The following is a 12,526-nucleotide window of genomic DNA, read 5'->3' as shown; positions in this document are numbered from 1 at the left end:
TTGTGTAAAAGTTTAACGACCAACTCTTTGATATTTCGTTTCAACGCGTACCAACCTTGCGATCAAAGCGTTGACGCTGGCCGACGTGCATGTCTAACCCGGAGGTGGTGCGAAGCATGATTGCAGGGCGAAGCCGCCCGTTAGCGTTTATAGCTTTGGGGTCACACGTGGTTCGTCAAAAGGTCCACCGGCATTTAGCCATGCGAGAGTGCATTTTAGGAGACGAACGTCGGTGTCGTCATCGGGACCGTTCGGAACATAGCATTTCAGAAGGTCGGCCCACAGGCCCCACCGCTCGATGTGCTTCAACCAATCCAAGGACGCCTCTGGACTGCGCCTGCGAAGTTCCGTCAACGCATCGCGGCGGGACACACCGCCGCGGCGGATGTCGTCAAACAGAATGGAATAGGGAACCATGCCTAATCACACCAAGAAAATGTCAGCGAACAGACATTCGAGGCAAACCCTGTTGCCGTGGCAGTAGTGGACATGATGCAGGAAACCCCTTCCGGCATGTGGAGCGGCACCGCGAATGAGCTGCTGGCAAAACTCGTGTTCCACGCATCAGAAGACATTCGCCGTATGAGCATATGGCCGCGCACAGCCGCCAGCATGAGCAACAACATGGATCGCGTTGCGCCGCTCATCCGGAGCAAAGGCATCGAGTGCGCCAAAAAGCGAACGGGCAAAGCGAGGCTGATAACTTTAGCCAGGATCAACGATTACGCCGAGGCGAAGGCGAAAAACGCGCCCCCCTCCTATCCCTGAAGCGGCACCGTCACAGAGGCAGGCCGAAAGTGCAGAGCGCCCATCGAACCGTTGGTGGGCGCTTTTTGCTGTCTAGATGCAACCAAAGAGAGATTTTTGGACAATCCTTCCAAGGATGCACACCGAACGGCGCATGGTGTGCATGAGCGTGTACGCCTTTCGATGCAGAGCGACTGGAGAAATTCCGGGCTGCGTTCCCCACCGCAGGCGGGGGGTACCGGGGAAGGACCCAAAGGGGGGGGTACCCCCTGCCAAGCGTACCCCGCCGCACCCCACTCTTCAAATCCAGCGACTCCTAAAATCCCGGCCTGCGTTCCCCACCGCAGGCGCAAGGCGGCAGCCAAGCGCATCATTGCGCCGAAAAGCCCACCGACAACAAAGCGATGACGACTTGTGACGACCAGTGACGGTGGATAAATCGCCAAGTCGTCACCTGCGGAGTGTTGTTTTCATTAGATAAAACAAGCGTGTGACGACTTGTGACGACTTTTCCCTATTTATAAAAGATAAAAAGGACACAGAACCCCATAGCCCTGTGACTGCAAAGCCAGTGCCGAAGCCTGAGAGACAGAGGGGCGGCGGGGAGAATGGGCAAATTGCGCCGCTTGGTGACCAGTGGTGACTCGATGAAAGAGTTTGCCCATGCACCCGCGAACTTGTGAGGAAAAGGCAAATATTTTCAGTAAGTTGAATGGTGCCGCTTACGTGACTCGAACACGTGACCCCATCATTACGAATGATGTGCTCTACCGACTGAGCTAAAGCGGCCCTTGGCGAACCGGAGCTATCCGGTTCGTTTCGATGGCGGGTGGATACAGGCAAAGTTCGTGGATTTCAAGATGCTTTTCGCAAGACTTACATTTTTGCGCAGATCTTTGCCCGCGCCGCCTGATATTCTGCCTCCAGCCGGTCCACGAGCTTTGCGACAGGCAGGACGCTATCGATCACGCCCACGCCCTGGCCGCAGCCCCAGATGTCTTTCCACGCCTTGGCGCCGGGTTCGGCGGCGGCATGGAAATCCATTTTTCCCGGATCGGCCTCCGGCAGGGCATCGGGATCAAGGCCGGCAGCGCGGATCGATGCTTTCAGATAATTGCCCTTGACCCCGGTGAAATAGCTGGACAGCACCACATCGTCAGCGCCCGCCTCCACGACGGCCTGCTTGTAGGCATCGCTGGCGCGGGCCTCGTCAGTGGCAATAAACGGCGAACCGATATAGGCCATGTCCGCGCCCGCCGCCCGGGCCGCCAGAATAGCGCCGCCCGTGGCAATTGCCCCGGCCAGCAAAAGCGGCCCGTCGAACCAGGCACGGATTTCCTGAAGGAGGGCAAAGGGTGATAGCCCCCCTGCATGACCGCCCGCACCGGCTGCAACGGCAATCAGGCCATCGGCCCCCTTGCGGATAGCCGAATGGGCATGGCGATTGTTGATGACATCATGCAGCACGATACCGCCATAGGAATGAATGGCCTGATTGACCTCCGGCACTGCACCAAGCGATGAAATGACGATCGGCACCTTGTACTTCACGCAAAGCGCAAGATCGTGCTCAAGGCGCTTGTTGGAGCCATGGACGATCTGGTTGACGGCGAAAGGCGCTGCCGGACGGCCGGGATTTGCCGAATCATGGCGGGCAAGCTCTTCCGTGATCTGGGCCAGCCATTCGTCGAGCTGGCTTTCGGGCCGGGCATTCAGGGCAGGAAATGCCCCGATCACGCCTGCCTTGCATTGCGCCAGCGTCAGCGCAGGATGCGAAATGATGAAGAGCGGTGAAGCTATGACCGGCAGGCGAAGCTTCTCCGTCAGGACCGAAGGCAGAACCATCAATTCCTCCCATTGACGTTTGCGTAAACGTCAATCACGCTAGCAAAGCTTGAAGGATTTGAAAAGTGGTTGCAGCTTCAGCCTGCGGTTTCGGCCGCAGCCATTCCTCCGCCCTCCATGCTTTTCCCCACCCATGATGCGCAGCGCCGTCTTTTGCGGGGCAGCCGCTTCGGTCAGCCGGAATGTTAACAGGAATTTACCCCCGGAATGCGGCAGGTTTGGCCGCCTTGCCGGGCTTACAGCGCCGTGCGTTTTAACAAACGCACGGCGCTGTAACACTTTAAATCTGCTGCATAATTTTCACCTTAAATCGATTCCGATTTAAGGAATTATGCAGTAGGCCTTGCGGATCATGCGTCCAGAAGCTACCGATTTGCCAAAGGAAAGGCTGAATGAAGCAGCCCATCTGACGGAAAGGAATTGCGTGAGCGGATTGGAGACGGCCATCAAGAGCGCCCTGGAGCGGGCAGACCGCACCAAGGCCGAGATCCGCGCCCGGATCTACCAGTCGGCGCGTCAGGCGCTGGAGGCTGGCCTCAGCAAACAGAACATCAACGATCCCGAAACCATTGCCGAGCAGCGCCACCGTCTGGAACAGACCATCCACACCATCGAGCAGGAGGAGCGCGCCCGGCTGAAGGCTTCCGTTTCCGTCGAACCGCCCAGCCCGCCCGCTGCCAGATCCTCCTCCGCTGGCACGGTTCCGCCCGTTGGCATGTCTTCGCCCGCGGCAGACGAAAGCCATCTATCCTTCGGCGCCGAACGGGATGCGCCGCGCTCCTCCCTCGAAGATGACGGGGTTCTGGACGATATTCGCGCCGAACGCGACCAGCCCGGCCAGCCCCCTGCCGCAGCTGAGCTTGCACCCGACGCACGGGTCCGGCCGCAACGCAGCGGACGAAAAGCCTCCAGGCAGGCGAAGGCACCCGCCGGACCCCGCCGCCGCAGGGGCTTTTTCTCCCGGCTGTTCATTTTCGTGACCATCGTCACATTTCTTGGCGTCGGGGCATGGTGGATCTATTCCACCGGCCTGCTGCTGACAGCCCAGCAGCGCGATAGCGGCCTGCCGGATCCTGTTCCCAGCGTTTCGGAACAGGATCTTGGCGCGACGGAAGAGCCAAAGGCGCTCGATCCGCAGCGTGGCGGCTTCTCAAGCGATTGGGTGGAGGTGTTCAAGCCCTCCGACATCAAGCTGATTGGCGCCCGGCCCAATGCCACCGTCGACGTGGTGGGCGCCAGCGACGGGCAGGCCGTGCGCATCGTTTCGCGCAGCGCCGATGACGACGGCGCAGCCATCGTGCAGCTGCCTGCCGAGGTTCTGGCGCAACTGGCAGGCCAGACATCGACCCTGGCATTGACCGTTCAATCGGCCGGAGAAAAACCGCTGCAATTTTCCGTAACCTGCGCCTTCGGCACGCAGCAAGGCTGCTCGCGTCATCGCTTCACCGCAAATCCGGAAAAGGCCGACCTGTTATTCCGTGTCACCCTGCCCGATAGCCTGCCGCCCGGCACGAAGGGTCAGCTTGCTCTGAATGCCGACATCAATGGCCAGGGGCAGGGCATCAATCTTTATGCGGTCCGGGTGCTGCCGGGCCGCTGACAAAGGCAAGCCAGTGCAGGCTGGCGCTGCCTTCCTGGCCGAAAAACCGGATCAGGCCCGGCGATAGCGGGCAATTGCACTGCGTTCGATGGCCGCACAGGTGAGTTTGTCGAGCGAAAGCCGGTCGCGAAGCAATTGCAGCAGGCGGATTTCCTCCGGCCGCACCGCGTGATCCACCGCCGTCACCTCGACCGCAAGCGCATAAGCGGTATCGTAGAGACGCTCGGGAAGGGCGTCGCGAATGGTTTCCAGCATGATGTCCAGACCTTCCGCTTCGCTCAGGATCACTGCGCAGCGCTTAGAGGCCGACATCAGCCCTTCGTGATCAAAACCCGCAAAGACCGGCGTTTGCGCCACGAGATCGCCGATGCGACGCAGTTCCTCGTCATGCATGGCGCTATCGACGGCGGAAGCCATCACCATGGTGAAGATCAGGGCATCGTGGATCGTAACAGGGCTGCTCATGGCTATCCATCCTTCGTCAAAGCGCCTTCAAGCGTGATTTTGCAATCCATGGAGCGCCCTGTATGGGGCGCCAATCCATGGGGCGCCAATCTATGCGGTGTCGGCGGCGAATGCGCAATGCCGGATCTGTGCGCCAAAGAACTTTGGCAAATATTCCTACTGGCTTGCCCAGATAATACGGGCAATCCATTCCACTTCCGCCAGTTCAAGGGTGCGCAGGGGATGGTCGGGATTGAGGGAAACCAGCTCTACCGTGCGCGGACCGTTCCGGCCGAGAATCTTGGCCATCACTTCGCCGTCACGGGTTTTGGCCACCACGCGATCGCCGCGCCGCACCTGCGCGCCCGGCTCCACGATGAGAATGTCGCCATCGCGGTAAAGCGGCTTCATGCTCTCACCCTGCACTTCCAGCGCATAAAGCCCGCCCTTGGCGGCTGGCGAGGCGGGAAACTCCACCTCATCCCAGCCTTGGCCCGCGGGAAAGCCGCCATCGTCAAAGAAGCCACCCGCCCCCGCCTGGGCAAAGCCAATCAGCGGAATGGTTGCCGCCTGCGGCTGAGAAACAGGCTGGACGGCAACCAGACGCTCACCGCGCCCGCCAATCAGATCCATGAACTGATCGAGACTGGCCCCGGTGGCCTCCAGCACCTTGGCAATCGATTCCGTCGAGGGCCAGCGCATACGGCCATCCGGCCCGACACGCTTGGAACGGTTGAACGAGGTCGGATCAAGCCCGGCCCTTCGTGCAAGCCCCGACGGGGTAAGCTGGTGGCGCTCTGCCAGCCTGTCAATCGCGCCCCAAATATCGTCATGTGAAAGCATGTGCCAAAGCCTCGCCGCCAGAAGTTCGGCCTGTTGCAAAGCCGCCCCCGACCCCTCTTCTTTATTGGTCAGAATGCGTTCGAAGTAAAGATCAAAAAAGGAATAAAATCCTTAATTTGCGCAACATCAGCCATTTTAAGAAAAAATTCAGGCCACTTGCGCCCCATTCAACCGCCCGAGCTGTATGACCGCCTGCGTGCGGCTGTCCACCCTGAGCTTGAGCAGGATGGCCGAGACATGCGCCTTGATGGTGGCTTCCGAAACGCCGAGTTCATAGGCGATCTGCTTGTTGAGCAAGCCTTCGCACAGCATGGCGAGCACGCGGCTCTGCTGCGGGGTCAGCGTGCGCAACCGGGCAATGAGGTCTGCCATTTCCGGATCCTGCTCGGCGCCCGCCTCAAACCCCTTCGGTGTCCACAAATCGCCTTTCAGCACGGCGCGAATGGCTGCGCGGATCTCGTCGATGCCGGATGATTTTGAAATGAAGCCCGAAGCGCCCAGATCCAGCGCCCGGCGAACGGTCGCGCCATCGTCGCTGGCCGAACAGATGATGATCGGCAGGCTGCTATATTGGGCCCGCAGCAGCATGAGGCCGGAAAACCCGCTGACGCCGGGCATGGCCAGATCCAGAAGCATGACATAAGCTTCGGGATTGTCGTCGGCGGCCTTGCGGGCGGCCTCGAAATCACCGGCCTCCACCACCCTTCCTATTTCTTCCAGGCCATCCACCGCCTGCCGCAATGCGCCGCGAAACAGCGGATGGTCGTCTGCAATGATCAATGTGCCATCAGCCATCATCTGCCCCCTCCCAAGAGCATCCCTGACCGGACCACTCCCTATGATCCGGCGCAGGCCGTGAAAATCCTATCCTATTCCTCCTGAAAGCTCTATTGTCCTTCAAGGGAAATTATTCAGCGCATTTGCAATGCGGCACTTTTTTGCCGGGAGCCGGGACGAGCACCCCTTGGCCGGACCTGCCCAGAGCGTGAATATCCCTTTTAACGCCAGGCCAGTTATGTGACAATGGGCACGACCTACCAAGGGTTGCTTCTTAGGATGTTGCACTCCGAAAAATTCCGCTTGCGCATTTTCCCCGCCCGGAAATGGCAGCGTCCTGCCTGTTGCGCATGGACAAGCGGCCAGCTTTGCGGCAAACCCGATTTTCAGCAGTCCGGGAGAACACCATGGCATCGCAAATCTACAAGATCCTGTCGGAAGCGCTGTGGCAGGCTTCCCTCAAGCAAGGCTATTTCAGCGGTGCGCCGGTGGATCTGGCTGATGGCTATATCCACTTCTCCACCATCGCCCAGTTGCGGGAAACGGCCCGCAAGCATTTCTATGGCCAGAGCGGCCTGATGCTCGCCGAAATCGATGCCGACCGCCTTGGCGACAATCTGAAATACGAGCCCTCACGCGGCGGCGATCTTTTCCCGCATCTTTATGGCATTCTGCCGCTGGATGCCGTTGTCTGGGTCAAGCCGCTGCCTGTCGATGCCGACGGCGCCCACCAGTTTCCCGAGGATATTGCCTGATGAGCCTGTTCAAGAGCTTTGCCCGCCCGAGCCTCTTTCTTTTCGAAGGCGAACTTGCCCATAAGCTGTCGATTGCCGGATTGAAGACGAGCAGCCTGCTGAAACGCACGATCGAGATCGATCCGCGTCTGACGCAGACCGTCGCAGGCCTCACCTTCCCAAATCCCGTGGGCATGGCCGCCGGCTATGACAAGAATGCCGAAGTGCCCGACGAATTGCTGGGACTTGGCTTTGGCTTTGCCGAAGTGGGAACGATCACGCCCCGCCCGCAAGAGGGCAATCCCAAGCCGCGCGTCTTCCGGCTGGTGCGCAATGAAGGGCTGATCAATCGCCTTGGCTTCAACAATGAGGGTCATGATGCCGCCCTTGCGCGGCTTGAAGCCCGCAAGGGCCGAAGCGGAATTGTCGGCGTCAACATCGGCGCCAACAAGGATGCGCAGGACCGTATCGGCGATTATGTCGCCGGCATTCGCCGCTTTTACGATGTCGCCTCCTATTTCACCGCCAATATTTCCTCGCCCAACACGCCCGGCCTGCGCGATCTGCAAGCCCGCGAAAGCCTTGCCGAACTGCTGGATCGTGTGCTGGCGGCCCGTGCCGAAGAAGCGCAAAGGACCGGCCGCCGCCTGCCGGTGTTCCTGAAGATCGCCCCCGATCTGACCGAGGACGGCATGGATGACGTGGCCGAGGTGGCGCTTGCACGTGAACTTGATGGCTTGATCGTCTCAAACACCACCTTGTCGCGCGAAGGACTGAAGGCGGAAAATTTCACAAGTGAAACTGGCGGTCTCTCCGGCAAGCCGGTCTTTTCCCGCTCCACCGCCGTGCTTGCCCGTATGCGCAAGCGTGTCGGCAAGGACCTGCCGATCATCGGCGTTGGCGGCATTTCCTCGGCACAGACCGCACTGGAAAAAATTCGCGCCGGGGCCGATCTGGTGCAGCTTTACTCCTGCATGGTCTATGAAGGACCGGGCCTGCCTGCCGAAATCGTCAAAGGGCTTTCGGCAGCCCTGACCCGCGAGGGCGCGTCATCCCTGCGCGAATTGCGCGACAGCCGTCTCGATCACTGGCTGTCGGTAAAGATATGATGCGGGCGAAAACTGGCTACTCCATAATTCCGAATCTGTTTGCGTTTCAATGAAACACGGAAAATCGGCCTATCAGCCATCGTCCCCGTAATCCACCTGCATGAAATAAAGCCCCTCGGGCGGCGCAACGGGTCCGCAGGCGGCGCGGTTTCTGGCGTCCAGGGCAGCGCGCACATCGGCGGGCGTCATCTTGCCTTCTCCGGCCATTTTCAGCGTTCCGGCGAAGGAGCGGATCTGATTGTGCAAAAAACTTTGCGCCGATGCGCGGATTTCGATGAGATCGCCGCTGCGGCTCACATCCAGCCGGTCAAGCGTGCGCACCGGACTGCTCGCCTGACAGTGAACGGAACGGAAGGTGGTGAAATCGTGGTGGCCCACCAATTGCTGGGCTGCTTCATGCATGGCTTCGTGATCGAGCGGCTTTGACACCCACCAGGCCCGGTTGGCCTCGATGGCCAGACGGGAGGGCCGCGAAATGATGCGGTAGAGATAATGCCGTTTGCGGGCCGAAAAGCGGGCATCGAACTCATCCGTCACGCTCTCGGCCTCCAGCACGCAGACCGCCTCGCCCGCCAGCGCCAGATGCGCATTCAGCGCGTTGCGCAGCTTGTAGGGCTGCCAGGCGCGGGAAAGATCCGCATGGACGACCTGCCCCCTGGCATGAACGCCCGAATCGGTGCGTCCCGCCCCGCGAATGGAAACTGTTTCTCCCGTCAGGGACAAAATGGCCTTTTCCAGCGCGCCCTGCACGGATGGGCCGTTTTCCTGCCGCTGCCAGCCCACATAGGGCGTGCCGTCATATTCGACGATCATCTTGAAGCGCGGCATCAGCCAATCTCCATGCCGCTGGAAATGGCTGCGCCGCGCCGGAAATCCTCGGCCTGAAGCGGCTTCCCCCCCGCCCTTTGCAGGCGCAGAAGGCGCACGGCGCCGTTGCCGCAGGCAATCGTCATTGCCTCATCCAGCACCAGCCCCGGCGCACCATGGCCCTCAGCAAGCGTGCTGGCGAGAACCTTGACCCGCTCTGCCTTGCCGTTGATCACCATTTCGCACCACGCGCCCGGAAAAGGCGCCAGCGCCCGAATATGGTCATGCACGGCAGCGGCAGGGCGTGAAAAATCGATGCGGGTTTCGGCCTTGTCGATCTTGGCGGCATAGAGAACGCCTTCCTCAGGCTGCGGTGTCAGCGGCAAATCGCCCGCCTCCAGCTTCGCCATGGCCTCCACCATCGCCTCGGCGCCAATCGCACTCATGACATCGTGCAATTCGCCGCCGGTCATGTCGGGCGTGATGTTTACCCGCCGCGTCAACGCCACAGGGCCGGTATCCAGCCCCTTGTCCATCTTCATCACCATCATGCCCGTTTCGCCATCGCCCGCCATGATGGCGCGTTGCAGGGGAGCCGCCCCGCGCCAACGCGGCAGAAGCGATGCATGACCATTGTAACAACCAAGCCGTGTTCCCTCGAGAACGGCTTGCGGCAGCAGCAGCCCGTATGCCACCACCACCGCCACATCCGCCTGAAGCGATGAGAAGCGGAGGCGCTCCTCCTCATCCTTGAAGTTCAGCGGCGTGCGCACCTCAAGGCCAAGCTTTTCTGCCGCCTCATGGACCGGAGATTTCGTCAGGTCGAGCCCACGTCGCCCCGCCGGCCGCGGCGGCTGGCTGTAAACGGCGGCAATCCGGTGCCCCGCCTTGACCAGCGCTTCGAGCGTCGGCACGGAAAAGGCGGGCGTGCCCATAAAAATGATGGAAAGGGCCATTACTTGCTCCGGCTGCTCATCTGGCTACGCAAAGGACAGCCCCAGGCGTTGCATAAAACGCATTCCGGGCGCTGTAGAATTTTAAATCTGCTGCATCATTTTCACCTTGACCCGGCTTCGGTTCAGGCAATTAGGCGAGAGGACAAGGGCATGGCAGGAGCCATTTTCAATCGCTCCCGGCATGGCGCTTTTTCGTTACAGCGCCGTGCGTTTTATCAAACGCACAAAGGACGCTGTAACACTTTAAATCTGCTGCATAATTTTCACCTTAAATCGATTCCGATTTAAGGAATTATGCAGTAGAGCGCTGATCTCATTCAATCAGATCGAAAAGCGCTCTAAAGCCCGGCCCTGGCCTTTGCCGCCTTGGTGAATTTCTTGATCACCATATCACGCTTCAGCTTGGAGATATGATCGATGAACAGCGTACCGTTCAGGTGGTCGATCTCGTGCTGAAGGCAGGTGGCCAACAAACCATCGGCCTCGGTGATCTGCTCCTTGCCCTCCCGGTCGAGAGACCGGACAGTGATGGCGGCGGGGCGCTCCACTTCCGCGTAATAGTCGGGAATGGACAGGCAACCCTCCTCATAGGTCGAGCGCGCATCCGAGCTGTGGATGATTTCCGGATTGATGAAGGTCAGGGGCTGCTTCGGCTCACCTTCCCGCGCCACGTCGATCACCAGCAAACGGCGCGGCACTGCGACCTGAATGGCGGCAAGCCCGATTCCGGGAGCGTCATACATGGTTTCGAACATGTCGTCGATCAGACGGCTGAGGTCTTCATCGACACGCTCGATGGGTTGGGATACCTGCCGCAGCAAGGGATCGGGGATGATGATGATAGGCTTTGTCGTCATGGGTTTCCCTTATCCCATCACGTTCGCCAAGGAAATAGCAAAGGCCCCTCAACTCGCCCGTTTCATCCAGCCGTGGTGGCGGGCTGCCGACGCCGCAGCCGCTCTCCCGTCGCTGGTGCGGAAATGCCGCAGCGACGCCACAAGCCGCTCCACCTCCTCGCGCAGCGTCGATGTCTGGGCGGAGGTCTCCTCGACCATGGCAGCATTCTGCTGCGTGATACCGTCCATGTTGCCAATGGCGATATTCACTTCCTTGAGCCCGCTCGACTGGTCGCCTGCGGCAATGGCTATGCGTGAGACGATGGCGTTGATCTCGTCGATGCGCACAATGATATTGCCCAGCGCATCGCCAGCCCCATTCACCAGCGAAACGCCGTTCTGCACCTGATCGGAGCTTTCGGAAATCAGGCCCTTGATTTCCTTGGCTGCATTGGCGCAGCGTTGCGCCAGTTCGCGCACTTCCTGCGCCACTACGGCAAAGCCGCGCCCTGCCTCGCCGGCGCGGGCGGCCTCGACGCCCGCATTCAGTGCCAGCAGGTTGGTCTGGAAGGCGATTTCATCGATGACGCCGATGATTCGGGAGATCTTGTCCGAGGATTGTTCGATAGCGCCCATGGCCTCGACAGCCTTGGTGACAACGGCGCCGGACGTCTGCGCCTCTTCCAGCGTCAGCCGCACGACATCGGATGCCTTTCGGGCGCCTTCAGCTGCTTGCGAGACGCTGCCGGTCAATTCCTGAAGCGCACTCGTGCTTTCTTGCAGTCCGGCGGCCTGCTGCTCGGTCCGCTGGGCAAGGTTGTCGGTCGCCTCGGCAATAACCGTCGTCGAGCGCAGGATTTCCTCTCCCGCCTCGCGCACGGTCCCGATCGTGCCGCGCAAGGTGCTGACCGTGGTGTTGTAATCTTCAGCCAGGGCGCGAAAATTCTCTGGCAGGTCGTCAGGCAGGCGGTATTCAAGATCGCCCCTGGACAGGCGAGACAAAGCCTCTCGCAGCGCCGCAAGCGCCTGCATCTGTTCCTCCTCCGCCTTCTGGCGGGCCGCCTCCGCCTGTAGACGCTGTTCCTCCAGACTTTCAAGATAGACGGAGATCGAGTAATCCATGTCGAGCAGCGCAGCCTTCACCATGACGCTCACAGCCTGCGCCAGCTTGCCGGCACCGCCCTTGCCGAACATGCCGGGCCACCGCTCCTTCATGACGGCATGGATCAGCTGCTCGAGAATGAGGGCGTAACCGCCGATATACCAGCGCGGCTCCAGCCCGATGCGCGCATGGGTGCGGCCAATGGCGCGCACGCCATCCACGTAATCCCCGTCATATTGCGCGGCAGTAACGATGCCCCAGTGATCCTGCTGTAACCGCTTGGCACCGCTGACATGGTCATCATTGCGAAAGAAGCGGGATGTTTCCGGGGTCTTTCGGACCTTGTCGTAGAATGCGTCCAGACCCCTGCCGATATGGGCTTCGATCGCTGGCGCCATCTCCCTCAGCAGGGCAAGCGATGCCTGATCGAGATCAATGAATTCCAGCCTTTTGCCGAGATCTGCATCTGCGTGCGACGAACCCATGATGCCCATACTCCTATCCCCAGCTCGGTTCATTGTCTCACAAAATCAATGAGCCGATCTAAATATCTGTTTTTACACATTTTCGGACGGAAAGCCGGTTTCCGTTTTTCCGGAAAATGCTCCACCTGTTTGCTTCTGTACAGTTGCGGACACAAAACCCAATACTGCCTTGCTGGAATTCTCCCGCCCCATTGCATGGGCACTGAACGACCTTCACCTGAACCTGCAAAGCTGATGGGGT

The 12,526-nt window shown here is 60.0% G+C and carries 12 protein-coding genes and 1 tRNA gene; 4 read left to right on the top strand and 9 right to left on the bottom strand.

The features are described from left to right. Nucleotides 1-489: 489 nt before the first annotated feature. Nucleotides 490-768, top strand: a complete 279-nt coding sequence (locus tag T424_RS0104440; RefSeq protein WP_027486653.1) for a hypothetical protein — start codon at nt 490-492, stop codon at nt 766-768. 692 nt (nt 769-1,460) lie between these two features. Here T424_RS0104440 and T424_RS0104435 read toward each other — a convergent pair. Both T424_RS0104435 and T424_RS0104430 read right to left on the bottom strand, forming a co-directional pair. Further along, nucleotides 1,461-1,536: transfer RNA gene (locus tag T424_RS0104435), tRNA-Thr, on the bottom strand. 87 nt (nt 1,537-1,623) lie between these two features. Continuing rightward, nucleotides 1,624-2,592 (bottom strand): NAD(P)H-dependent flavin oxidoreductase, encoded by a 969-nt coding sequence (locus T424_RS0104430; protein WP_027486652.1) that lies wholly within the window; start codon nt 2,590-2,592, stop codon nt 1,624-1,626. 424 nt (nt 2,593-3,016) lie between these two features. On the opposite strand from T424_RS0104430, the gene T424_RS0104420 reads away from it, so the two are divergent. Further along, nucleotides 3,017-4,192 carry a hypothetical protein gene (locus T424_RS0104420; protein ID WP_027486651.1) on the top strand — a complete coding sequence of 392 codons (1,176 nt, stop codon included), beginning with the start codon at nt 3,017-3,019 and terminating at the stop codon, nt 4,190-4,192. Between the two features lie 51 nt (nt 4,193-4,243). On the opposite strand, the gene T424_RS0104415 is transcribed toward T424_RS0104420, so the two are convergent. The 3 genes from T424_RS0104415 to T424_RS0104405 all read right to left on the bottom strand — a co-directional run bounded on the left by T424_RS0104415 (nt 4,244) and on the right by T424_RS0104405 (nt 6,274). Beyond that, complete coding sequence (locus T424_RS0104415) at nt 4,244-4,657, bottom strand: tellurite resistance TerB family protein (protein WP_027486650.1); 414 nt, start codon at nt 4,655-4,657, stop codon at nt 4,244-4,246. Between the two features lie 156 nt (nt 4,658-4,813). Then, on the bottom strand, nt 4,814-5,479 hold the full coding sequence (locus T424_RS0104410; protein WP_027486649.1) for a S24 family peptidase: 666 nt from the start codon (nt 5,477-5,479) through the stop codon (nt 4,814-4,816). Between the two features lie 147 nt (nt 5,480-5,626). After that, nucleotides 5,627-6,274, bottom strand: coding sequence for a response regulator transcription factor (locus tag T424_RS0104405; protein WP_027486648.1), 648 nt, complete (start codon nt 6,272-6,274; stop codon nt 5,627-5,629). A 389-nt stretch (nt 6,275-6,663) separates the two neighbouring features. Between T424_RS0104405 and T424_RS0104400 the strand changes: the two genes are divergently transcribed. After that, nucleotides 6,664-7,011: a DUF952 domain-containing protein gene (locus T424_RS0104400; RefSeq protein ID WP_027486647.1), complete on the top strand. Its 348-nt coding sequence runs from the start codon at nt 6,664-6,666 to the stop codon at nt 7,009-7,011. Further along, nucleotides 7,008-8,099 (top strand): quinone-dependent dihydroorotate dehydrogenase, encoded by a 1,092-nt coding sequence (locus T424_RS0104395; protein ID WP_027486646.1) that lies wholly within the window; start codon nt 7,008-7,010, stop codon nt 8,097-8,099. The genes T424_RS0104400 and T424_RS0104395 overlap by 4 nt, the downstream gene beginning before the upstream one ends. A 72-nt stretch (nt 8,100-8,171) precedes the next feature. Here T424_RS0104395 and truA read toward each other — a convergent pair whose 3' ends face one another. The 4 genes from truA to T424_RS0104375 form a co-directional block, all read right to left on the bottom strand. Beyond that, nucleotides 8,172-8,927: a tRNA pseudouridine(38-40) synthase TruA gene (gene truA, locus T424_RS0104390; RefSeq protein ID WP_027486645.1), complete on the bottom strand. Its 756-nt coding sequence runs from the start codon at nt 8,925-8,927 to the stop codon at nt 8,172-8,174. After that, the gene (gene fmt / locus T424_RS0104385) at nt 8,927-9,862 is read right to left on the bottom strand and encodes a methionyl-tRNA formyltransferase (RefSeq protein ID WP_027486644.1); all 936 of its coding nucleotides are present in this window, start codon (nt 9,860-9,862) and stop codon (nt 8,927-8,929) included. Before fmt ends, truA begins: the two co-directional genes overlap by 1 nt. A gap of 338 nt (nt 9,863-10,200) precedes the next feature. Continuing rightward, nucleotides 10,201-10,719 carry a peptide deformylase gene (def, locus tag T424_RS0104380; RefSeq protein ID WP_027486643.1) on the bottom strand — a complete coding sequence of 173 codons (519 nt, stop codon included), beginning with the start codon at nt 10,717-10,719 and terminating at the stop codon, nt 10,201-10,203. 48 nt (nt 10,720-10,767) lie between these two features. Continuing rightward, nucleotides 10,768-12,285, bottom strand: a complete 1,518-nt coding sequence (locus T424_RS0104375) for a globin-coupled sensor protein (RefSeq protein WP_027486642.1) — start codon at nt 12,283-12,285, stop codon at nt 10,768-10,770. Nucleotides 12,286-12,526 lie beyond the last annotated feature (241 nt).

Origin of the sequence: Allorhizobium undicola ORS 992 = ATCC 700741 (assembly GCF_000621665.1) — a bacterium.
GTDB classification, from domain to species: Bacteria; Pseudomonadota; Alphaproteobacteria; order Rhizobiales; family Rhizobiaceae; genus Allorhizobium; species Allorhizobium undicola.
The sequence above is the reverse complement of the archived record's forward strand: the minus strand, read 5'-3'. Positions and strand labels throughout refer to the sequence as shown.